The sequence below is a fragment of the Rivularia sp. UHCC 0363 genome, from assembly GCF_034931125.1.
Lineage (GTDB): Bacteria > Cyanobacteriota > Cyanobacteriia > Cyanobacteriales > Nostocaceae > Rivularia.
In genome coordinates this window covers 1-22,839 of sequence record NZ_JAYGHM010000033.1, presented here as the reverse complement: position 1 = coordinate 22,839, position 22,839 = coordinate 1, and the positions used below count along the sequence as shown (strand labels likewise).

The 22,839-nt window shown below is 37.1% G+C and carries 26 protein-coding genes; 17 read left to right on the top strand and 9 right to left on the bottom strand.

Going from position 1 to position 22,839, the window contains the following annotated elements; genetic code table 11:
• Positions 1 to 162 precede the first annotated feature (162 nt).
• The gene (locus tag VB797_RS19050; RefSeq protein ID WP_323239301.1) at positions 163 to 360 is read left to right on the top strand and encodes a DUF2811 domain-containing protein; all 198 of its coding nucleotides are present in this window, start codon (positions 163 to 165) and stop codon (positions 358 to 360) included.
• A 595-nt stretch (positions 361 to 955) separates the two neighbouring features.
• Here VB797_RS19050 and VB797_RS19045 read toward each other — a convergent pair.
• Complete coding sequence (locus VB797_RS19045) at positions 956 to 1,678, bottom strand: response regulator transcription factor (protein WP_323239300.1); 723 nt, start codon at positions 1,676 to 1,678, stop codon at positions 956 to 958.
• Positions 1,679 to 2,394: 716 nt separating this feature from the next.
• On the opposite strand from VB797_RS19045, the gene VB797_RS19040 reads away from it, so the two are divergent.
• Positions 2,395 to 3,021: a CPP1-like family protein gene (locus VB797_RS19040; protein WP_323239299.1), complete on the top strand. Its 627-nt coding sequence runs from the start codon at positions 2,395 to 2,397 to the stop codon at positions 3,019 to 3,021.
• A gap of 106 nt (positions 3,022 to 3,127) precedes the next feature.
• Here the strand turns inward: VB797_RS19040 and VB797_RS19035 are convergent, their stop codons facing one another.
• Positions 3,128 to 3,814 (bottom strand): HAD family hydrolase, encoded by a 687-nt coding sequence (locus tag VB797_RS19035; protein ID WP_323239298.1) that lies wholly within the window; start codon positions 3,812 to 3,814, stop codon positions 3,128 to 3,130.
• 115 nt (positions 3,815 to 3,929) lie between these two features.
• Entirely contained in the window at positions 3,930 to 4,499 is a 570-nt protein-coding gene (locus VB797_RS19030) for a hypothetical protein (protein WP_323239297.1), read from the bottom strand.
• A gap of 325 nt (positions 4,500 to 4,824) precedes the next feature.
• Between VB797_RS19030 and VB797_RS19025 the strand changes: the two genes are divergently transcribed.
• Positions 4,825 to 5,469 carry a Uma2 family endonuclease gene (locus VB797_RS19025; protein ID WP_323239296.1) on the top strand — a complete coding sequence of 215 codons (645 nt, stop codon included), beginning with the start codon at positions 4,825 to 4,827 and terminating at the stop codon, positions 5,467 to 5,469.
• Positions 5,470 to 5,543: 74 nt separating this feature from the next.
• On the opposite strand, the gene VB797_RS19020 is transcribed toward VB797_RS19025, so the two are convergent.
• A complete protein-coding gene (locus VB797_RS19020) occupies positions 5,544 to 6,419 on the bottom strand; it encodes a trypsin-like serine peptidase (RefSeq protein WP_323239295.1) in 876 nt (291 codons plus the stop codon).
• A gap of 342 nt (positions 6,420 to 6,761) precedes the next feature.
• Here VB797_RS19020 and VB797_RS19015 point away from each other — a divergent pair, with 342 nt between their 5' ends.
• Positions 6,762 to 7,928 carry a Fic family protein gene (locus VB797_RS19015; protein ID WP_323239294.1) on the top strand — a complete coding sequence of 389 codons (1,167 nt, stop codon included), beginning with the start codon at positions 6,762 to 6,764 and terminating at the stop codon, positions 7,926 to 7,928.
• Positions 7,929 to 8,031: 103 nt separating this feature from the next.
• Here the strand turns inward: VB797_RS19015 and glmS are convergent, their stop codons facing one another.
• Together glmS and psaC are read right to left on the bottom strand one after the other, a co-directional pair.
• Entirely contained in the window at positions 8,032 to 9,930 is a 1,899-nt protein-coding gene (gene glmS, locus VB797_RS19010) for a glutamine--fructose-6-phosphate transaminase (isomerizing) (RefSeq protein WP_323239293.1), read from the bottom strand.
• A gap of 325 nt (positions 9,931 to 10,255) precedes the next feature.
• The gene (gene psaC, locus VB797_RS19005) at positions 10,256 to 10,501 is read right to left on the bottom strand and encodes a photosystem I iron-sulfur center protein PsaC (protein ID WP_323239292.1); all 246 of its coding nucleotides are present in this window, start codon (positions 10,499 to 10,501) and stop codon (positions 10,256 to 10,258) included.
• Between the two features lie 344 nt (positions 10,502 to 10,845).
• Between psaC and VB797_RS19000 the strand changes: the two genes are divergently transcribed.
• The 5 genes from VB797_RS19000 to VB797_RS18980 all read left to right on the top strand — a co-directional run bounded on the left by VB797_RS19000 (position 10,846) and on the right by VB797_RS18980 (position 15,290).
• Entirely contained in the window at positions 10,846 to 11,541 is a 696-nt protein-coding gene (locus tag VB797_RS19000; protein WP_323239290.1) for a pentapeptide repeat-containing protein, read from the top strand.
• Between the two features lie 455 nt (positions 11,542 to 11,996).
• Positions 11,997 to 12,482: a glutathione peroxidase gene (locus VB797_RS18995; protein WP_323239289.1), complete on the top strand. Its 486-nt coding sequence runs from the start codon at positions 11,997 to 11,999 to the stop codon at positions 12,480 to 12,482.
• A 29-nt stretch (positions 12,483 to 12,511) separates the two neighbouring features.
• On the top strand, positions 12,512 to 13,336 hold the full coding sequence (locus VB797_RS18990; protein WP_323239288.1) for an SDR family oxidoreductase: 825 nt from the start codon (positions 12,512 to 12,514) through the stop codon (positions 13,334 to 13,336).
• Between the two features lie 10 nt (positions 13,337 to 13,346).
• A complete protein-coding gene (locus VB797_RS18985) occupies positions 13,347 to 14,267 on the top strand; it encodes an alpha/beta fold hydrolase (protein WP_323239287.1) in 921 nt (306 codons plus the stop codon).
• Between the two features lie 36 nt (positions 14,268 to 14,303).
• A complete protein-coding gene (locus VB797_RS18980; protein WP_323239286.1) occupies positions 14,304 to 15,290 on the top strand; it encodes an endonuclease/exonuclease/phosphatase family protein in 987 nt (328 codons plus the stop codon).
• Positions 15,291 to 15,537: 247 nt separating this feature from the next.
• On the opposite strand, the gene VB797_RS18975 is transcribed toward VB797_RS18980, so the two are convergent.
• Entirely contained in the window at positions 15,538 to 16,149 is a 612-nt protein-coding gene (locus tag VB797_RS18975; protein WP_323239285.1) for a class I SAM-dependent methyltransferase, read from the bottom strand.
• A gap of 178 nt (positions 16,150 to 16,327) precedes the next feature.
• Between VB797_RS18975 and gloA the strand changes: the two genes are divergently transcribed.
• The 8 genes from gloA to VB797_RS18935 all read left to right on the top strand — a co-directional run bounded on the left by gloA (position 16,328) and on the right by VB797_RS18935 (position 21,704).
• Positions 16,328 to 16,768, top strand: a complete 441-nt coding sequence (gene gloA / locus VB797_RS18970) for a lactoylglutathione lyase (protein ID WP_323239284.1) — start codon at positions 16,328 to 16,330, stop codon at positions 16,766 to 16,768.
• A 230-nt stretch (positions 16,769 to 16,998) separates the two neighbouring features.
• A complete protein-coding gene (locus VB797_RS18965) occupies positions 16,999 to 17,592 on the top strand; it encodes a TetR/AcrR family transcriptional regulator (RefSeq protein WP_323239357.1) in 594 nt (197 codons plus the stop codon).
• Positions 17,593 to 17,686: 94 nt separating this feature from the next.
• Positions 17,687 to 18,499, top strand: a complete 813-nt coding sequence (locus VB797_RS18960; RefSeq protein WP_323239283.1) for an alpha/beta hydrolase — start codon at positions 17,687 to 17,689, stop codon at positions 18,497 to 18,499.
• Between the two features lie 102 nt (positions 18,500 to 18,601).
• The gene (locus tag VB797_RS18955; RefSeq protein WP_323239282.1) at positions 18,602 to 19,354 is read left to right on the top strand and encodes a glutathione S-transferase family protein; all 753 of its coding nucleotides are present in this window, start codon (positions 18,602 to 18,604) and stop codon (positions 19,352 to 19,354) included.
• A gap of 36 nt (positions 19,355 to 19,390) precedes the next feature.
• Entirely contained in the window at positions 19,391 to 20,041 is a 651-nt protein-coding gene (locus VB797_RS18950) for a glutathione S-transferase family protein (RefSeq protein ID WP_323239281.1), read from the top strand.
• A 208-nt stretch (positions 20,042 to 20,249) separates the two neighbouring features.
• Positions 20,250 to 20,591 carry a hypothetical protein gene (locus VB797_RS18945; protein ID WP_323239280.1) on the top strand — a complete coding sequence of 114 codons (342 nt, stop codon included), beginning with the start codon at positions 20,250 to 20,252 and terminating at the stop codon, positions 20,589 to 20,591.
• Between the two features lie 6 nt (positions 20,592 to 20,597).
• Positions 20,598 to 21,080 (top strand): type II toxin-antitoxin system antitoxin SocA domain-containing protein, encoded by a 483-nt coding sequence (locus tag VB797_RS18940; protein ID WP_323239279.1) that lies wholly within the window; start codon positions 20,598 to 20,600, stop codon positions 21,078 to 21,080.
• A 9-nt stretch (positions 21,081 to 21,089) separates the two neighbouring features.
• Entirely contained in the window at positions 21,090 to 21,704 is a 615-nt protein-coding gene (locus VB797_RS18935; RefSeq protein ID WP_323239278.1) for a type II toxin-antitoxin system PemK/MazF family toxin, read from the top strand.
• A 20-nt stretch (positions 21,705 to 21,724) separates the two neighbouring features.
• On the opposite strand, the gene VB797_RS18930 is transcribed toward VB797_RS18935, so the two are convergent.
• Positions 21,725 to 22,327, bottom strand: coding sequence for a hypothetical protein (locus VB797_RS18930; RefSeq protein WP_323239277.1), 603 nt, complete (start codon positions 22,325 to 22,327; stop codon positions 21,725 to 21,727).
• Complete coding sequence (locus VB797_RS18925; protein WP_323239276.1) at positions 22,327 to 22,674, bottom strand: STAS-like domain-containing protein; 348 nt, start codon at positions 22,672 to 22,674, stop codon at positions 22,327 to 22,329. The genes VB797_RS18930 and VB797_RS18925 overlap by 1 nt, the downstream gene beginning before the upstream one ends.
• Positions 22,675 to 22,839 lie beyond the last annotated feature (165 nt).

Sequence of the window (22,839 nt, the reverse complement as noted above, 5' to 3'; positions counted from 1 at the left end):
TGCGACAAGATTTTTTTGTTAACCCAAGTATTGAATGTAATATTACATCCCGATACCTTTATACAGCTATACAGCATTGCTCTTTAGGCTTTATATGGTGATGATAAAGGTCTTCGTCCGCTCGAAATCCCCTTTGATAGCCCGATTTTTAGGAGAAGAATTATGAACGCTACAATTAGTCTCGCAGCACAAGTCCCTGAAGCACTTCACGAATCCTTGAAGAATTATTTAGAAACACACCCAGATTGGGATCAGGATCGAGTACTTACAGCCGCGCTTTCTTTATTTATTCTTCAAAATGGAGATAGCGATCGCCATGCGGCTCGTGTTTATTTAGAAACTTTGTTTCAACATTTCTAGTACGTGAAGGCGGAAGTAAGTAAGTAACTGACTATATATCCCTTCATGGCACGCAACTAAAGGTAGATACTGAATAAAATTTATCTTCATCATAGTTGGGTGCTAATATCAAGGGATTATATTAATTATTTACAGAAAAGCCTGAATGCAAAAATATTGATTATTGCAATAAGGTAGAAGTCAAAAGGCATTCATAAAAAAGCTTATTTTATAGTGTTTTGTGAAATTTTAAATAATATATAGTGCTATTTGCACCGAGTTGTACTAGCAAGGCATAAATAATTATGGAATTCAATACAATCAACCGCGAAAAAATATTGTCTTAGCTACGATGCGCTAAGATCAAAGGGTAAAAACAGTCCAATTAAAAACAAAAAAATATCCTCTGAAAAGAGGATTAATCGTAAGAATTTAGAATTTAAATTTAAAATAGAAAGTTATTAACTTTAGTTAAGTTAAAAAATAATGTAGACTCAATAGATTTGTTAAAAATACATTTTGATTTTATTCTGAACACTTAATCTGATTTAAAATGGGATTTATAAACCGATTAAGAGCTAAAAATGCGTAAAAGGAGGTTTGACCTCCCGTTACATTAAACGACTTTTTCTGGCTGCTGAGTTGGAGCCGGACACTCAAATTTATAGCCAACACCGCGCACTGTCTGAATCAATGCAGGCTGGGCAGCATCAGCTTCAATCTTCTTACGAATTTGACCAATATGTACGTCTACAACCCTTTGGTCGCCAACATATTCATAATCCCATACCTCTTGGATAAGTTCGGCACGTCGCCAAACTCTACCAGGATGACTGGCTAAGAAATGCAGTAAGTCAAACTCCAACGCAGTTAAAGGAACTGGTAGGTTATTGAGCGCAACTTCTCTTCGCACAGGATCTATCATCAATCTTTCAAAAACCAAACGTTTTTGTTCCGCTGTGGTTACAACGCGCTGACGACGCAGAATGGCTGCGACTCTGACTTCTAACTCTCCCAAACCAAAAGGCTTGGTAAGATAGTCATCAGCACCTTTGGAAAAGCCGCGAATTTTATCGGCTTCATCCGCACGACTAGTCAGCATGAGAACAAAAACACCGTTACGACTCTGCATTTCTTGGCAAAGATTAAACCCGATTACGTCTGGTAAATTAACGTCTAAAACTACCAAATCCGGGTTAAATTGCTCGAACAAAGCTAATGCGGTTTTGCCATCTTCGGCAGCTTCCACTTGATAGCTCTGCTTCATCAAGAAGCGTTGAATTAAATTTCTAACGGCAGGGTCGTCGTCAACTACAAGAATCTTGGCAGCAGGAGCCATGACCATCACTTTGCAAAAAAATTCATAGGATTTACAGACGGATTGTGTTTTAAAAACGCGGATATCCGTTTTTGGGCAATAATAATCTAGAAGGCTAGAACGCTCTAAGCCGTTGTTCCAAATACATACTAGTGTAATGCCTTGGATTCGGTAATAAGAGCGTAAATTTCCTTTTTTATGCAACCCTGGGGATAAAGCAATAACGCTCTTCTTGGTTTACAAGAGTATCTAACAATTATAGATAGATAATCTGATATGCCACCGTGTTAATTGAAGATTAAACTAGAAAATAGTTTACTTCAAGTTACCAAGTACTTAAACGCTATTAATTTTAAATCTATATGCGTTTAAATAGCACAAAATAAACAAAAAGGATTATGGCTTAAAACCTCCCTCCGGAGAAATACGGCAGCTTTACATAAAACACAAAGTTTAATTTTTTCATAAAAGTTGTTCACTTTTTGTGTTTTTATCTCAAATTCTAGAGTAAAGCCCCTGACTGCCAACGGCATGAGGGGATACACGGAGTTATTGCGATATGTTAAAGTTACTTTTAGTGAAAACTACTTGTGTTAATTGCGTTCATATCATACTTTAATCTAAGTAAGATGATTAAAATTGACTATAATAATATTGGTTTCTACCAAAAAAAATCATAAAATAGTTTTTATTAAGCAATAAACTGCTGCCGACCTCGCTATCAGTAATTAACTCCCATGAGCGACCAAAATCCCTACGAAAAACTTGGGGTATCGGAAGACGCTAGCTTTGAAGAAATTCAAGATACACGCAATCGCCTAGTAGAACAGTATAGCGGCGATACATCGCGTCTTGAAATCATTGAAGCTGCTTATGATGCCGTACTGATGAACCGCTTGCGGATGCGTCAGGAAGGAAAAATCAAAGTACCCGAACGTATTCGCTTCCCTGAATCAAAAGTACAGGTAACTCCTGATTTAAGTCCAGTTTCCAAGAAGCAGTCACCCGCATGGCTGCAACGCATGGTAGATAAACCCAGCACCCTTGACATCGTTGTGCCTGGTGTTTGGTATCTTGGCTTGAGTGCCAACAGTTTATTTTATAGAACTGGAGGCGACCAGGTTTTACAGTTGATGTTGATACTTGGAGTTGGAGTAAGCATTTATTTTCTGAACCGCAAAGAAAATAAATTTGGTAGAGCGGTTTTATTTACTTTAGTAGGTTTGATAGTTGGTTTAATTATTGGAGGACTTATAGCTACTTCTCTTACAGAACCATTAGGATCGGCTAATTTTACAACGAATCAGTTTGCCACGGTGTTGACGTTTGCACTGTTGTGGCTAATTTGCAGTTTTCTGAAGTAAGTTTAATTTGGGAAGATAGGGAATAGGAAATAAGCGGCGATCGCCGATCAATAACCATAAATTCCCTTAGACCCATTCTTTTTTTGTTGATTTTTACACCAACTAATTACGCTGAACCTTTGAGTACAAAATTCACAGCTTCTGTTAAATTTTTAACAAAGATATCTGGATGATGGGCTTCGAGTTGAGCGCGATCGCGAATACCACATTCCACAGCTATTGACTTTACACCATGCTTTTTAGCAGCAGCTATATCCGCTTCAGTATCTCCAACCATCCAAATATCTTCTACGGGGGGTAGTTCTTTCAAAGCCAGCGCCATAAGTAACGGTTTATCATCTATATCGCGGGTTTTTACGTAATCATTACTAAGGCAGTAACAACGGTTTTCAGGAAAAAACTGGTATAAATCAAATTTTTGTAATGCGTATTCTAATTCCCTAACTCTACGCATAGTCATTACCGCTAAATCAATTCCAGCTTGTTGAACTTTTAGCAAAGCTTCTACAGCGCCAGGTGCTAAGGTATCATACTCGAAATAAGGCTGCGTATGTACAGTTTGCTTTCGTAATTGAGCAAAATCTTCTGCTTGCGCTGATTCTAAACCGGACATAATGGCTATTTCTGTTTCTGGCACACGCGAGCGTTTTAACCGCCAAAATTCATCTTTGGAAAGTATCCGCAATTGTTGATTTTGATAGTGGTTTTTCTTTAAACAAAACAGGTACACCTGGTAATAACGTTCGGAAACATCGCAAATGGGTCCATCAAAATCCGAGATTAGCCTAATCATTGCTAATAATTGTAAAGTTTATTTACAGATTATCTTATCCTCATATTCAAATTGTAAAGATTTAATAAGTAGAAGTCATATTTTGTACACTAAATAATTTGATGATGACAATTTTCTATGTATAGTCGCGTCGAATTTGAACCAGCGCTGTATTCAATCCTTCACTGTGAATCCAACCCACGAAACCAGCGTAAATCATTTTGTCGTTTTGATCGGCAATAAAAACATGGTCAACACCAAAGAGATTTTTCCAAGTTCTTAGAGTTGCACCATTTCTGAGTCGCATAATCGGTTGGGAACTATTAAAATCTCGGTGATGTGCGCGAGTGATTCCCGGTACATTTTCTAATATGGCGATCGCATCTAAGCTGATATCTGTTGCATTAGTCTCGACTACGGTTGCACGTGCGCTGGTTGTTCCCAGTACTTTCTCTAGGATTGCGATTATTTTTCTTATAATATTTTCTGAGAGATGAGACTTATATTCCTGGTGGCATTTATACTTGTTTATAATTATCTGTTTTGGTTTGCATTTAAGGTAATTATCGGTAAGCAATCCAATAACAATTAAAAACGCAATCCCTCCCAAAATTTCCGTAGAACCATTTAAGAAAGTTAAAGCAGCAGTAATCGCAACATCATCATTAGTAATTGCGATCGCAAACAGTAAAATTAAACTTGGCAATCCTAAAGCAGCAATTTTTGTTGCAAACTTGTTTTTACACCCTGAATTAAAAAATTTTTCAACATTAGCTTTGTCACTAACTAAGCCACATCAAAAAACAACTTAGTATAATTTATATTAATTATAATAACAAACCCTGCGTATAATCAATCAATTATTAACTAGCATTCAGGGGAGTAATGAACCCTTTCGCGTTCAGTAAAACTGCAATCGGGGGTTATATTTGTGTAGCAACGAGCGTAAATTACAATTTGCAAGAATTATAGCAATAAGACATCAACCGAATTAAGCTAATAGTAATCGCAAAAAGACTGGGAGTGGTAATATGCTCTTAAACATTAGACGTATTCATGTTCCACCAGGGCAAAGGGTACTATTACGTGATGTCACCTGGCAAGAATTTGAAACAATTGTTGATGAACTCGGAGAACATCGGGCTGCACGTATTGCTTATGACCAAGGAGTGCTAGAAATTATGGCTCCATTACCAGAACATGAAGACGATAAAGAAATTATTGGTGACTTAATAAAGGCACTTTTAGAAGAATTAGAAATTGAATTTAGAAGCCTTGGTTCTACCACTTTTAAAAATCAAATAATGCTCCAAGGAATTGAACCAGACCAATGTTTCTATATTGAAAATGAAAGTAAAATTCGCGGCAAAAAGCGACTTGATTTAACACAAGACCCACCACCCGATCTAGCCTTAGAAATTGATGTTACTTCCCGAACTCATCCAAGTATTTACGCGGCTTTAAAAGTTCCCGAACTTTGGCGATTTGAAAAAGGTAAATTACAAATAAATTTATTACAAAATGGGTCTTATATAGTATCCGAACAAAGCAAAAACTTTCCCAATTTACCTTTAGCTGAAATTTTACCTCAATATCTTGAGCAGAGCAAAACAGCAGGTCGAAATTCTGTAATTAGAGCTTTTAGACGTTGGGTGAGAAAACAAATACAAAATTAAATGAGTTACGATGCTATAGAACATTTGTCAAGATGGAAATATTATAAGCAACGCAACCCATACTTGAAAATAAGCTATTTATCAGCTAATGCAGCCTCAATTGTGGAAATTTTCACCGCAGCATTAATAATATCTTGTCCGGTACGACGATTTTTAAATTCCATATTATTTACGCCGACAATATAGTATTGTGAATCAATAGTAGCGATGATGGGATCACCGGAAGAACCACCAGCAGTATCGCAATCATGTAACAAAAGACCAGCTTCTTCCCCGGTGATGCTGCAACCTTTTTCAAATCCTGCGATCATTCCTGGATTGAATTTGGGGAAATCACCGGAATATCCGACAAAAAAGAAAGCATTTTTATTGCGAACAAGAATATTAGGTGGTATAGATTTCCATCCTAAATAACCATATTTACGACCCAAAGGTTTATCTAATACCAAAATAGCCCAGTCTTTAGCATTGTCTTGATTTCCATTTTTGAAATCAGTACCGTAAACAACTTTTTCAACTGAAGCAATATCTCTAGGATTACTGACTCTACCGTTGATAAAATTCGGCAAAAATTTAATTTCCTTACTTAATACATCCGTTTCTGGGTCAATAACGCAGTGAGAATTTGTAAGAACGAGATTATCGTGAATTAAAGTTCCCGTGCAGTGATAGCTTTTAGCATTAGCAGTTGTTCCCTCAACCCTACCAATTGTTGACCAAGGGTATTTATTGCTAGTCATGAGAATGCGATCGTCATAACCATCAGGTATTCCTCGACTTATACTTTCATTTGGTTTGATTGATTGTTCTACATCATTTGGAATAAAAGGTTTTCCCTTACCTGGGAACTCAAAATTACCTCGCTCCTGAGATTTGATGAATTTAACAGGTTTGGGATTATTTTGTGCTTGTACCGACGAACTTATGGCGATCGCACAAAAATACAGCAAAAGCGCGATGCGTTAAAACTCGAACATGGTGATCTTTTTTGCTCATAATTTATTACTTCAAGTGATTTTTCTATAGTGATTAAAATTACATATTTACTGTATTTTTCGGTAAATCTGATTTTGATAATCAAGACTTGGTTTACTTCTGTTCAGCTTAAAAAATACATCGTGTAAGGCGCAATCACCGAGGAATTGCCATTTTTATCAATAAGGAGCGATTGTAAAAACGGTAAGCAAATCTAAATCTTATTTTACAAAGTAGGTTATAAATAAAATAAGACTGAAAATTTGCTGTCTTGTTTCACGGTACTAAAATAAGATTCATCTTAATCCGGTTTTATTATGCGAAGTGGTCGATATGTAAAACAAGTCGAAGGCTATAGTTCATTTATCCCGGCTCCCTTACCTCCAGATCCGCCAATCCAAATGAACGATCCAGAACTTATCCGTCTGCTATCAGATGCCGATCGCGCTGTGGGCAGACTTGATGGTTCTACTTACATTCTTCCCAATCCTGACTTATTTGTAGCAATGTATGTCCGTCAAGAAGCGGTACTAAGTTCGCAAATAGAAGGGACTCAAAGTACCTTAGAAGATGTACTACAGTTTGAAATCGATGTTAAAGGTCAGGAAATTCCCAAAGATGTAAAAGAGGTAGTTAATTATATTCAAGCGATGAATTATGGATTAGAACGTCTCAAAGAATTTCCGCTTTGTATGCGTTTGATTCGGGAAATCCACGCCTATTTAGTTGACGGAGTAAGGGGTGGGGATAGAACTCCTGGGGAGTTTCGTACAACTCAGAACTGGATTGGTGCAGCTGGTTGTAGTATAGCGACGGCTTCATTTATTCCACCACCAATTACGGAGATGCATCAATCTTTAGATAACCTAGAGAAATTTTTGCATGATACAAAATCTTTTCCCGTACTCATTGTTTGTGGACTAGCTCATGCACAATTTGAGACTATCCACCCGTTTCTAGATGGTAATGGTCGTATAGGACGCTTACTAATTACCTTCTTACTCTGCGAGCGAGGTATTTTACAGCGTCCTCTTTTATACTTAAGCTATTACCTAAAAGCCCATCGAATGGAATATTACGATCGACTTATGGCTATCCGTACACATGGAGATTGGGAAGGATGGTTAAAATTTTTTCTGCGAGGTATTTTTGAGGTTAGTCAGTCAGCAACTGCAACAACTCGCTCAATTCTCAACCTACGCGAGGCTCATCGCGAAATTATCGGTCAGAAAAGTTCTAGTAGTAATTATGGCTTGCGTTTATTAGACTTTCTCTTTCAACAACCTATGGTGACTGTTAGGTTAGTCGAAGAGTATCTTCAGTGTGCTTATGTTACAGCTAGCAAAACGGTAGAGCAGTTTGTTGAGCTTGGATTTCTTAAAGAAATAACAGGTTGGCAAAGAAATAAAATATATCGGTATGAACCATATCTTGCTCTTTTTCAACCGCTTAAAACAAACCTACCATTACAAACCGATACTTAAAGCCATAAATAAAATCTCCTACAGGTGTAGTGAGCTTCACCGATAGGAGAAATTGTACAACTTTATTGTTTTTCGACAAACTGACTTTTGTAAGTAATTACACTTACTCAACAGTTACAGATTTAGCCAAATTCCTCGGTTGATCGACATCCAAACCGCGACGGGCTGCAATGTGATAAGCCAATAGCTGTAAAGGAATCACGGTCAAAATCGGCGAAAATAATTCATCTACTGTAGAAACGGGAATCAAATCGTTGAATATCTCTGCTGCTGATTCATCGTCACCAGGTGCAATTCCAATTAGCCTTGAATCGCGGGCTTTGGCTTCTTGAGCGTTAGAAATAACCTTTTCATGTACGCTACCTGGCATGGCGATCGCAACTACTGGAACTTTCTCATCTAAAAGGGCGATCGGTCCGTGTTTCATTTCCCCAGCGGGATATCCTTCGGCATGAATGTAGCTGATTTCTTTTAATTTTAAAGCTCCTTCTAAAGCGATGGGAAAATTAATTCCTCTTCCTAAAAAGATAAAGTCTCTGGTTTCGGTAAACTCGTGGGCTAGCTGCTCGGTTAATTCTTCTTGTTTTTGCAGATTTTCTTCAATTTCTTTAGGAATCATCCGCAATCCGGCAATAATCTCGTTGATTCTTTCGCTGGAAACAGTTTTACACCGATAAGCTAAATCTAAGGTTAACGCATAAAACGCCATTAATTGAGCAACAAAAGTTTTTGTCGCTGCTACCCCAATTTCAATTCCGGCAAAGGTATTAATTATATGCGGTACCAGTAATCCCAAACTACTTTCCGGGCGATTAGTTATACCTAAAAGTCTCGCTTGATACTTAAGCTCTTTTCCTTCGCGACGTTGTTTTTCCATAGATAAAGCTGCTAAAGTATCCGCAGTCTCACCAGATTGAGTTACGCCAATTATTAACGTATTAGGGGTTAAAGGCGTAGGTGAATAGCGAAATTCGGAAGCATAATGTACCTGAGTAGGAATCCCCGCAAACTGTTCTAACAAGTATTTCCCTACTAATGCAGCGTGCCAACTAGTACCGCAAGCAACTATCTGTATTTGTTCTAAATCGGCATAAAGTTCGTCTGGTAAACCAAGATTTACTGGGGAATTTGTATAATCAAGAGTGTCTTGATGGCTAAAATAAGCATCCAAACAAGTTCTTACTACACCAGGTTGCTCGTAGATTTCCTTGAGCATAAAGTGCTTGAATCCCTGCTTATCTAACATCACGGGATTCATGTTAAGTAATCTAGGTTGTTTCTTCAACCTTTCCCCAGCGAAGTTATAAACCTCGACACCCAGAGGTGTTAAACGTGCCATTTCTCCATTATCAAGGTTTAGCACTGCACGGGTATGTGAAATAATTGCTGGAGTATCCGAAGCACAGAAAAACTCACCTTGTCCGAACCCAATTACCAAAGGTGCTTGCTGACGCATCAAGATAATTTCATCGGGGAAATCAGCACAAATTACTGCAACCGCAAACGCACCGCTCAATTGGTTTACTGCTTTGCGTACTGCTTCAAAAAATATTAAATCCGGATAAGTTTCTTGTAGCGCGACTTCTTCCTTAAGAAACTGAGCAATTAAATGAGGAATAACCTCAGTATCGGTATCCGAACGAAACTCATGACCTTGAGCTTTTAACTCTTCACGCAACTCGCGGTAATTTTCAACAATACCATTTTGCACCACTGCCACTCGCATCGCTGTATCCATATGGGGATGAGCGTTGTATTCTTCAGGCTTACCGTGCGTAGCCCATCGGGTGTGTCCAATACCAACACGCGCTGAATTTTCTACGTTTTCTAACTTAGAACGCAAATTATGTAATTTACCCTTAGCCCTAACGCAACTAATTTCACCTTCCGATATTGTGGCGATTCCAGCGGAATCATAGCCCCGATACTCCAGCTTTTCCAACCCTGCGAGTAAAATTTCCGTCGCCGTCTGCGTGCCGATATAGCCAACGATTCCGCACATAATTTACACCACTCCCTTTTCAGGATGACTTAACTGGTTATAGTAGTTAACATATCCTTCAAGGTTTAGCCAAGGATAAAAGGAGTAAATTAAGACTTTGCTTTACACATTGGTAATGGGTAATTGGTAATCGGTAATCAGTAATAGGGGAGATGGGGAGATGGGGAGATGGGGAGATGGGGAGATGGGGAGATGGGGAGATGGGGAGATGGGGAGATGGGGAGATAGGGAGATAGGGAGATAGGGAGAAAATTCCTAACTCTTCACTTCTAACTCCTAACTTTTAACCAATTCCCAATTCCCAATTCCCAATTCCCAATGTTAATTAGTAGGCTAAACCCATACTGCGAGTAGTTTCAGCACCTAGATAAACCCGGATGCTTAAAAAGTCAGTAGGACAAGCGGTTTCACAGCGTTTGCAGCCAACACAGTCTTCAATACGGGGAGAAGCGGCTACTTGCTGAGCTTTACAGCCATCCCAAGGCACCATTTCTAGTACGTCAGTAGGGCAAGCCCGAACGCACTGAGTGCAGCCAATGCAGGTATCGTAAATTTTAACGGTATGAGACATTTTAAAAGGCTCCTTTCCGAGTGTTCAAGTCTATTGAAAGAATAATAATCAAAGCTTAGTTTACCCCAGTGTCTGAACCATTGTATTCAAAAGGCTATATAACTTTAAAGAACGTAATAACTTGTTTGGAAAATTGGGGATTGGGGATTGGGTATAGGAAAAAGAGTACAAGGAACAATTTCAATTTTTCTTCCCCTTGTCTCCCCATCCCCCCTTTATCCCGATATCTTAAATCCTTACTTGTAGCTAAGATGGCAGCGCGATCGCAAAATTTGACAAAGAATTAAGCAGATACACGATTGAATAACTCATAATGGCAGTATATTTGCCATTCAATTCACCTTATGAAAGAACTGGAGCGGTACTATAGAATTTTAGAGTTGGAGCCTGGAGCGTCGCTTGAAGAAGTTAACCAGGCTTATCGTGACTTGGCTTTTATTTGGCACCCGGATCGAATTCCTCAAGAAAAGGAACGGCTGCAAGAAAAGGCACGTAGAAAGCTACAGGAACTTAATGAAGCTCGGGAAAAGTTGCGCTCTATTAAGGCGAAGTACAAATCTAACTCTACAACCTACGCGCCTGCTGAACCTCGCGATCGCTCTAATTCCTATGCACCTTATCAAGAAAAAGCAAGGGAAAGTCCTACACCTCACAGAAATCAACCTCCTGCACAAAATTCCGATTTAAGCGGACAAGATTTTCGTCGCGCTAATCTCAAGGGAAGGGATTTGTCTGGCAGGAATCTCAGTTATGCTAAATTAAACGGCGCAAACCTCAGCGATGCTTTTATGCATAAAATAATCTTGCGAGGTGCCGATCTGAGCAATGCTAATTTATTCAGAGCAAACTTACTTTTAGCCGATATGAAAGAAGCTAATCTTCAAGGTGCTGACTTAATCGGTGCTGACTTAAGCGGTGCTGATTTACGAGGTGCTGATTTGAGAGGAGCGAGAATTCGTTCTGGCGATCGCCTACTTGTTAAACTCATCGGAGCTAACTTATCTGGAGCAATTATGCCCGATGGTTCGATTCATGAATAAAAGTTAGAGTTTGTTCAAAGTTTGTTCTCTGTCTAAATTGACTTGTTTCCCAAACTCACTTTCTTAAATTAATTAAGTAATTATATTGCTTTAAGTAGTAATTAAATCAACATATCGTCTACTGATATTTGTGGTTTTTAGCTGAATGTTATTAATTTTAAATTGTTGAAATTTTGCTGTTGGACTCAAAAATAAAGATTTGAAGCATACCTTCATTTTCAATTATTGGATGTAAAAATTTCTCTCGTAACTTTTATTTTAAGGGTTAAAGAGATATTTTTTTGTGAATATTTGGATTAGAAAAGACAGATATATTAATTACAAACATATTAAGATAAACACGTAAACCACAGATTTGTAAGATCTGTAAACAAAATCACCAAGAGCTTGATTCTGCGATTAAGTGCCTCCAATGTGAGAAACTTGGGCTAAGTCTATATTACATAAAAATCAAAATGAACAATACAGTATCTGACGTAATAGTGAAAACTATGGATGGGAAAGATCGGAAATTAGGCGAGTATGTTGGTAAAGTACTCTTAATTGTGAATGTGGCTTCGCAATGCGGTTATACTTCACAATACGCGGGATTAGAAAAGCTGTATCAGAATTACAAAGAAGCAGGTTTAAGAATTTTGGCTTTCCCATCCAATGACTTCGGAGAACAAGAACCTGGAAGCAATGAGGAAATTTTAGATTTCTGTACCAGGAATTACGGTACAACTTTTGAATTATTTGATAAACTCCATGCTAAAGGTGAAGAGCAGCATCAACTTTATGCTCGGTTAACAACTTCAATTGAACCGAAAGGACCAATAGCTTGGAACTTTGAAAAGTTTTTAATTAACAAGCACGGTGAAGTAGTCGCTCGGTTTAAAAGCAGCGTTAAGCCAAATTCACCAGAATTGATTGGAGCTATTGAAAGAGAATTAATGCAATAATAATTGATAGTTAGGGGTGCTTTAATTTTATGAATATTGCAATTATTGGTTGTGGATATGTAGGTTATGCAGTAGCTAAATACTGGAAGCAAAATGATGACTTAGTTGTAACTGCAACTACAACAACTCCGACCCGTTTACCAAAATTACAAGAAGTCGCAGGAAAAGTAGAAATTCTCCAAGGTTCGGATACACAAGCTTTAAAATTAGTATTGCAAAATCAAGATATTGTCCTTTTGAGTGTTGGTCCAAAAAGTCGCGATACTTATGAAGAGACTTATGTAAAAACTGCTGAAAGTATAGTTTCGGTTCTACCACAGATTCCCTCGGTAAAACAGTTAATATACACAGCGAGTTATTCGGTTTACGGTGATACAAATGGTGCTTGGGTAGATGAAGAAACACCAACTGCACCAAATAATCCCAATGGGAAAATTTTGGGTCGAACCGAGCAAATTTTGCTTTCAGCGAATAGCGAAAACCTGCGCGTTTGTATCCTGCGATTGGGCGGAATTTACGGTGAGGGTAGAGAATTAGTTAAAATATTTAGTAGAGCCTTTGGTGAAACTCGTCCTGGGAATGGCGAAGATGTCACAAATTGGATTCACCTAGATGATATTGTGGCTGCGATTGAGTTTGCCCGTAAAAAACAACTGCAAGGCATTTATAATTTAGTTGATGATGCACATCTTCCCAGTAGAGAATTAATCGATAATTTATCTCAAAAGTACGATAAACCAAAAGTTACATGGGATTCTTCTCAACCAAAAACCCGCGCTTACAATTCCAAGGTATCCAACGAGAAGATTAAACAAGCGGGATACAAATTGATTTATCCACAGATGATTTTTTGATTTACACTAAATGATTGCTCAAGATAAAACAGTAAATACAAATCAATTCTACACCTGGAAAAACTTCCGTTGTGCCTACGAAGTTTATACTCCTAAAAATTCAACATCTGATAGTATACCCTTATTATTAATTCATCCCATTGGTGTTGGTTTATCGCGACACTTTTGGCAAAGATTTTGTGATGAATGGTATAAAAGTCATGGCAATTTAATATATAATCCCGATTTATTAGGTTGTGGTGAAAGCGATATGCCTCACTATGCTTATTATCCTATTGATTGGGCAGAGCAATTACAATACTTTATCGAAACCGTAGTTCAAAAACCCGTAATTTTAGTAGTGCAGGGTGCATTATTTCCCGTAGCTATAGAATTAGTCAAAAAACAACCAGATTTAATCGCTGGAATTATCTTATCCGGACCTCCTGCTTGGAGCGTAATGACCAAAGCAGCACCAAAATGGCAACAAAAATTGCTGTGGAATCTGTTATTTGATTCACCTTCAGGAAATCTTTTTTATCGTTACGCAAGACGCAAGAAATTTTTAGCCGATTTTTCGGTCAAGCAGCTATTTGATTCAAAAGTAGACGTTGATGATGAATGGTTGGATACCTTACGTGAAGGTGCGAAAAATCTGGCAAGTCGCTATGCGGTTTTTTCGTTTTTAGCTGGATTTTGGCGAAAAGATTATCAAAAAGACATAGAATCTATAATGCAGCCAACACTAGCAGTTTTTGGCGAAGCAGCATCGAGTATCAGTCAATCGGGTAAAAAAGATACTACGGAAAAACGTTTAGCTGATTATAATTTGTATCTACCTCAAGGAAGCGCGATCGCAATTCCCGGTAGAAACGTATTACCTTACGAATCAACAGCAGAATTTGTAGAAGCCATAACACCTTTTGTGAATCAGTTAGCAGTTAGGAGTTAGGAGTTATGAGTTATTTTACCTTTGACCTGAAAAACTTTGTGGTTAATTAAATTCTGGACAAATATCTTAGCAGGATTTGCGGCGATCGCCACAATATTAAGTCTTGCTGGCAGAAAATGGTGGGTGTTTGCTTTAATGGAACATCCCAGAGTTCAATATTCGCTAATTTTAGTTATTGCGCTGTTTGTTAGTTTATTAACTTCAAAAAAGCGAATTAATATTTGGAATTTTTTATGTACGATTACTTTATTAATAAATTTAATCTTAATTTTACCTTTATTTATACATCCAAACCAAACTTCAACTCAAGCTGTAAATACTGCTCCACAAACTATTCGTGTAATTCATGCAACTCTTGATAGTAAACAACCAGATGTAACGAAAGCAATAGAGTATCTAAACAAACAAGAAACAGATATTTTATTTCTATTAGAAGTCACTCCCCAATCCTTAACCCAACTAAATAGAGGATTGACAAATTACCGTCTAATTGCCACCCTACCGGAATACAACAGTCATGGAATCGCTTGGTTTATACCTCAAGAAAAAACAAAGTCAATTGAATTAAGAACGGTAGAGTTTATTACTTTACCAATTTATAACAATCGGGCGCTATTGAAAGCCACAATTTCCTATAAAGGGAGAGAAATAACTCTACTTTGCTTCCATGTAATTAGTCCCCGCAATGCTGAAACAGTAACATATCAAGAGATAGAATTCGATGCTCTTGCTAACTGGAGTCAAATTTTGCAAAAAAGCAAACAAGATTTAATCGTAATTGGTGATTTTAATAGTACTCCTTGGTATGGACCATTTCGCCAATTATTAAATAAGAGTGGTTTGATAAACTCTCAACGCGGATTCGGTATACAAACTACTTGGCATTCCACTTATCCGCCGATATTTAGAATTCCCATAGATAACTGCTTGCATAGCAAATCATTAACTACTGTACGTCGTTTTATTGGTTCTAATATTGGCTCAGACCATTTGCCTTTATTTGTAGAATTGAGATTAAATTAAGGGATTCTGGATTGTTTTTTAAAGAACGCTGTAGCGGTTTTAGATTGAGTAGTATACGCTGAAAAAATTTATAAACATCGTCTCATTTAAGTAATGAAAAATATTATTGATATTTTTGAGAAACTAAAAATATCTGGTGATAACATCTAGAATGTAGGTAAAAAGCCCACAGACTTTAAGTCTGGGACTACATTATAGAAACGAGTTAAAAAATATTTTGCTCACTGCGATAGGGTTATTAGTTAACCTATTTAATCGCTACACCTTTATACATATAACCCAAAAATTTAGGGGTTTTATCTACATAAAATTCTTCTAAATCTACCCGACCAAATTGTTGTTCTACAATAGAGCGAATGTTACGATTTAAATGACAACCATCAGCAATTATTTTCTGTACTGGAGTTAATCTATTTTGCCAGATTTGAATTGATGGTTCATTACTTAAACCATGTTCGATAAAAAAGAATTTTCCAGATGGTTTCAACACTCGATGGATTTCCTTAACGGCTTGTTCAACTTTTTCAATACTGCATAAAGTCCAAGTACTGACAACGCTATCAAACGTATTATCTGCCATTGGGAGATTTTCGCCGCTTAAAATCCGATGGTCTACAGTTATAGAAGATTTTTCGATTCGCTTTTGAGCAAGTTGATGAACTCCCGGATTATTATCAACGGTGATAATTTTATGAATATCATCTGGATAATAGGAAAGATTTAAACCCGTACCAAAGCCAATTTCTAATACATCTCCTTCCACTTCTGCTAAAACTTCTTGACGATATTTACTAAAAGTAGAATCGGATAGCGACCAATCAAGAAGATAAGGAAATATTTTTTGCGAATAGAATCCCATATGTTTATCCTAAAATTTATCCTGAAAACATTTTACAAACTGAAGTCTTTACTAAAAGCTGTATTTTCTAATTTTAGTTCAGAAATAATGATTGTGATTTCTTAACAAAATTAAGTTATATGCCTATCTAACCTGTGATGAGTAATAATTAATAATTGAAAACTAATTGATAATTGACATGGAATACCTGCACACAATGATTCGCGTCAGCGATTTAGATACATCGCTAGACTTTTATTGCAACAAGCTGGGATTAGTTGAAGTTAGCAGAAAAGAAAGCGAAAAAGGACGTTTTACCTTGGTCTTTCTCGCTGCACCCCAAGATGTAGATAAAGTAAAATCATCAACATCTCCCCTAGTGGAACTTACTTACAACTGGGACTCCGAAGACTACGACGGTGGGCGCAATTTTGGACACCTCGCTTATCGAGTTGACAACATTTACGAAACTTGCGATCGCCTTAAATCGGGTGGTGTTACCATCAACCGTCCCCCCCGCGACGGACACATGGCTTTTGTGCGATCGCCAGACGGTATTTCAATAGAACTCCTACAAAAGGGACAATCACTACCACAGCAGGAACCTTGGGCTTCTATGGAAAATACTGGAAACTGGTAGAAGAGATGGGGGGATGGGGAGATGGTGAACCCACTCTCGTGCGGAGGAACACGACCGTTGAGAGAAGTGGTGAACCCGAAGGGGGAGACAAGGGGACAAGGGGAAAGAGTTAGGAATTAGGAGTTAGGAGTAATTTGAAATTGCTTCTACCCCCTCTCCCCCCTCACTATTTAATTGACTCGTGACTCTTAATCTGATAATGTAAAAACGACCAATCGGTCTGATATATGATGTCTAAAGGCGAAGAAACAAAGGAAAAAATATTACACAAAGCTGCCGCGCTGTTTAATACACAGGGCTATGCTGGTGCGTCTATTTCGGACATCATGCGGGTGACGGGATTAAAGAAGGGGGGAATTTATAACCATTTTCAAAGCAAGGATGAATTAGCACTGCAAGCTTTTGATTATGCAGTTGACTTAATTAAGCAGCGTTATCGAGGTGCGTTGAAAAATAAACGTCATGCAGTTGAACGTTTGCAAGGAATTATTGGCGTATTTCGGGCTAACATCGATAATCCGGCAATTGAGGGAGGATGTCCGTTATTAAATACTGCTGTGGAAAGCGATGATGCTCATCCGATATTACGACAACGCGCTCAAATGGTGATGGATTCTTGGCGAGATATGGTTTGTAAGGTTATTCAAAAAGGAATTGCTAGGGGTGAAATTCGTCCCCATGTAAACCCCGATGAAGTTGCAAGCGTGATGATTTCTTTACTCGAAGGTGCGGTAATGATGAGCAAATTGTATGATGATTCAATTCACCTTGAAAGAGCGATCGAGCATTTGGATAATTATATTAAAGTAGAATTGCAACCTTAAAGATCGGGTACGACAAAAGCCGTATATTTTTTTGATAAAAAACAAACCATTCGGTCTGATTATTTTTCAACCTTGATAATAACTAAAGCAAAATATGATACAGCAAGAAAACACAGCTTCAACTAACGATAGTCTTAGCGCTGATCAAGCCTTTGATAAATTTTTTACTCCACCTAAGAAGTCACCAACAGAACAAGAGCAAAAGCTAGAAGAACAAGCAGATATTTTTACAATTCCTGCAAAACCAGTAGACCTGACAGCGTATTCTTGGGGTAAAGGTGCAACTATTTTACTGGTTCATGGATGGGGAGGACGTGCGACACAACTAGGTTCTTTCGTCGAGCCGTTGGTAGAATTAGGATACCGGGTTCTTGCTTTTGATGCACCCGCACATGGTAAAACAGCAGGTAGACAAACTAATGGGTTGGAGTTTGTTGAAGCGATTAAAACTGTTGTTAAAAAAGAAGGTTCAATAGATAGCATTATTGCTCACTCTTTTGGAAGCACAAGTACAGCAGTTGCTTTGAATGAAGGGATCACGGCTCGTAAAATAGTGTTTTTAGGGGCTGTTTGTCACTTATCAATTACATTTACAATCTTTTCAAAATCGGCAAAACTTACTCCAGAATTAGAACAAGAATTACGTGTTTTGATAGAAGATAAATTGGGCAAAGATACCTGGCAAAGATTTTCATTAGATAAAATTAATAATCTCAAAATTCCAACTTTGTTATTTCACGATCGCAATGACCGAGAAATATCTTATCAAGAGAGTGTTGCAATTAACGAATCATGGCAAGATAGTCAATTAATTCTGACTTCTAGACTTGGACATCGACGAATTCTGAACAACGAACAAGTCATTCAACAAACGGTGAACTTTATTGCTGATAAGCAAGACAAATAAAAAAAGTAATCATATAAATGGTGAATTACAAATGTAATGTAAATATCATTAAAGCCACTAAAAAATATTCTCAATTTAAAACTATTACATAGGGTACTAAAAATGCAAAAACAAAAACCATTCCGCTTAATTACTATTCCAGTCAGTCATTATTGCGAGAAAGTCAGATGGACGCTTGATATATTGAAATTACCATATGTTGAAGAACCACATATGCCACCTTTTTATCGATTTGCGACAACTAAAGTTGGTGGTGAATCTGTTCCCGTACTTGTAACTGAAGACCAGGTTTTGACTGATTCAACTGATATTTTGAAATACCTTGATTCAATTGCACCCGATGACGCAAAACTATATCCTGTAGATTCTCAACAGCTTCAAGAAGTAGAGAAATTGGAAGAATTATTTGATAAAAAACTAGCGGTTGCTGTCAGAGATTGGGCTTACTTCTATATAGTAGATAATTCCCAAATTATTAAATCAAAATGGACTCACGACGTACCTTTTTTCGAGAAGCTATTATTTCCAGTATTTTATCCGATAATGCGTTCAGGTGTTAAAAATAAATATCATATTAATGAGGAGTCGGCAGCACAAGCTTACGCGCAAATCGAGAGTATTTTTGCAAAAGTAAACGGTTTATTAGCAGATGGACGCAATTATTTAGTCGGAGATAAAATTTCTGCTGCCGATATTACCTTTGCTTCCCTAGCTGCACCAATTTTACAACCACCACAACATCCGATTAATTCAGATTCGGAAGAATTACCGGCAGAAATGTTATCTAAAATGAAGAAAATTCAAGAAACCGCTGCGGGTAAATTCGTGTTGAATTTGTATAAAAATTGGCGTTAAAGCGCAACTACAAAGCTTTAGAGAAGAATAAATATTATGCTTCAATTTTATTATAATCCTCGTTCCCCTATGGCTCGTCGTGTATGGCGAGGTTTGTTAGAAAAGGATATACCATTTGAACCTGTTCTAATGAATTTAAATGGCGACCAATTTCAGCCAGATTATTTAGAAATAAATCCTTTTCATCACGTTCCAGTGATAGTTGATGATGGTTTTCGGATGGTAGAATCCATCGCTATTTTAGAATATTTAGAAACAAAATATCCGCATCCCCCACTATTACCAAAAGAAACTCAAGCTTTAGCGACGGTAAGAATGGTGCAAATGGTTTCGACAAATGAATTGGTTCCGAAAGTGCTACCTCTTATTTTAGAAAATCAAAATTCACCTTCATTTCTTGAAGCCAAACAACAGGTAGAAAAAATATTAGAATTTTTCGCCGATAACTTAAAAAATAATTCTTACTTTGGTGGCGATAATTTAAGCTTGGCAGATATTATTGCTGGGACAGATATTTCATTTTTACCCTATTTGGGAATTAATTTTAGTAGTTATCCCAATTTGAATAACTGGTTTCAACGTTTAACACAACGTCCATCATGGCAAAAAACGGAACTTAGTGCAGAAGAATTTGAACAATTCAGACGGGTTTTAATGATAATGCGTAAGCGCAAAATAAAACCATAACCCAACCCCAGTTATGTTCGGAATACTGTGTAGAGACGCGATATATCGCGTCTCTAGATTTAAGGGAATAACGCAAAATCTAAAATCTAAAATCTAAAATGGAATTAGCGATCGCTTGTCTCGCAAATGCTCCATTGAAAAGCCGATGAGGAGAAGTAAAGAGTCGCATTGCAGTATATTATAAAGTACAGCCGATCAAGTGAAAGCTATGGTTCTCAATTTCTCCACCACAAACCAACCTCAGTTAGAAAACTTGAATTTACATTTCCTATTAGAACATAGCAATCAAGGCAATATAATAGCTTCTGTTGTGGAATTTCCGAATATTCGGGTTGAAGCACCTACTCAAGAGCAAGCTATAGAAGAATTGAAAAAACTTTTATCAACTCGTTTTGAGAAAACAGAAATTATTCCGGTAGAAATTAAATTACCTCAAGCTGAAACAGAAAATCCCTGGAAAAAATTTGCAGGTGTGTTTCAGGATGATGCAGATTTTGCTGAAATTGCTGATAACCTCCGAGCAGAGCGTAACGTAGAAGATGAAGATTAAAAAGCAATGTTGGATAAACTCATAAAATACTTTGTCTACGGGACAAAAGGGTATATTACTAAAACGCAATTAATTAAGTTTTTGTATTTAGCTGACCTTTATTCTGTGAAATGGACTGACAAACAACTTACAGAATTAAATTGGTACTATTACAGATATAGTCCTTGGCGTGAGGATATAGATGCTACTTTAGATAAGATGAATGGGAAAGAAATAAGTATCGAAAACGAAAGTAGTACAACGTTTATTAAACTTGGTGTCAAAGTAGAAAATATCGATGATTTACAATTACCTGTTAGCTTAAGATTAATGCTTGATAATATTAGAAGAGAATGGGCTGGTTCTGGGCAAGATAAAACTAACCAGTTGCTAGATTATGTGTATAGTACTGCTCCAATGGTTGAAGTTAAAGAGAAATATAAACCAGAAGAAAAGGTTAAGCTTAATCTACAGCTAGAAAGAGAAAAATTAATAAAGGAACTAGATTAGGATTATCAAGTGGCTGGAAACAAACCTAGACAAGGTTGGATATATTTTATAAATCCCTACCGCGTATTTCTTCGTTGTAAACTCGGTCATATTCACATTTATAATTTGGAAGAAGCAGATAAAATTTCCTGTAAAACAGCTTCTTGCAGGCAAATAATTAATTATAGTATGGTGTTTCGTAAAGAACAGCCTTATATTATTTGGACATCTGATAAATTTAAAAATGGTGTCAACTATATAGATACTTTTACTGCAATTCCTTTAATTTTCAGTATTTTAGAAAAGAATAAAGGCTTACCAACAGTTTATCCAATTAATCCCACAAAGAGTAATGGACTTGATAAACAATCTTTTGCTTTAGTTCACCACATTTTTACTGTTGATGCAAGTTGTTTTAAAAATGTAAAAGGAGATTGGTTAACTAGAATTGGACAAATAGACAAACCTGATAAGCAAGCTATAGAAGAACGTTTCAAATATTTTTTAGAAATTACAGAAAATCCCAATGATGATTGGTTTGTAAAAAATGCGTCCCCAGAAGTTTTAAATCAAGTATTTGATAATTTGTCGGCGGATAATCGAGAGTCGGCTTTGGAAGTACTGATTGATGATGTTGAGTTTTGATTAAAATGAACGATTAAGTTTTACCTTACTAATAGCTTTCCTTGACTTGTTGCAGCTGCGATCGCACTATTGTTAGCTGTAAAGACTGTAATCCCTGAAACGTTCACATAATCACCATCATCAGTAATTATTTGCTTCACTCCTGCTTTGTCCATTCCTTCTAATATGAGCAAGTCGTAGCCATCAAGTAATTGAGTTTCAAATCTTTTAAGAGCCAGTTTTGCTGTAGCTTCATTAACTAAAATGTCAGTACATACCGCAATTGATGTAACCTGACTCCAAGCTGCTTCTAATTCGTTAAAAACCGTAGTTCTTTCTGCTGAATGATTGTGACGATATTCTTTCGGATTTATTGTTGAAGAGAATATTCTTCGTTCCGTTTTCTCAATATTATGCGCTAACTCTGCCAAAGAAAGAGCATTGTACAAAAGAAATGATTCAGCATTCAATGCTTTGGAAACATATGAAGAATAATGGGTTATTTTAGGTAATAAAGCAGGAGTGCTGGCTTTAGTATAAGTAAGCCAGTACCAGACATTAGTATCTACTAGAAAATTATCTTCTTTTTTAGGTGTATCAGAACGAATATCAACTACTTTCGCTCTGACTGTATAGCTTATCATTAAGCACTCTCAGCTTGTTCGCTCAACGCTTCGTCTACTGCTTTGCGGTTATTTTCGTCCGAATAATATAGCTTTGAATTCTCGATAACTCGTCTGAGTATTTGCTTACCAACTGGATTCAAGTTGGTAATTTTTAGAAGACGATTAAGGCTTTCTGGTTGAATATCTTTTAAAAGTTGTCCAATCGCAAAATTAAAGAATGGGGAAGCAAAAATCTTGACTTCAGCAAAGTCTAATTCTATAGGTTGCTCTGCTAACAATTCTGCATGAGCCAATTCATACACCTTTTGACCGTCTTCAGGTATAATGCAGTTTTTGCCTATTAGGGTGAGGATTTCGTATTTCATCGTCTAAATCTTCCCTTAAAATAATGGCTCGTCATCTGGCTCAAAGGTTAACGAATAATAAGACTCATCACATGAAAGTGTGATGTTAACCAGCGTACCTCCGAAGAAACTGGACAAATTATTATAAGTTTCTTGTTGTTGATCAATTATGACATATCCATCATG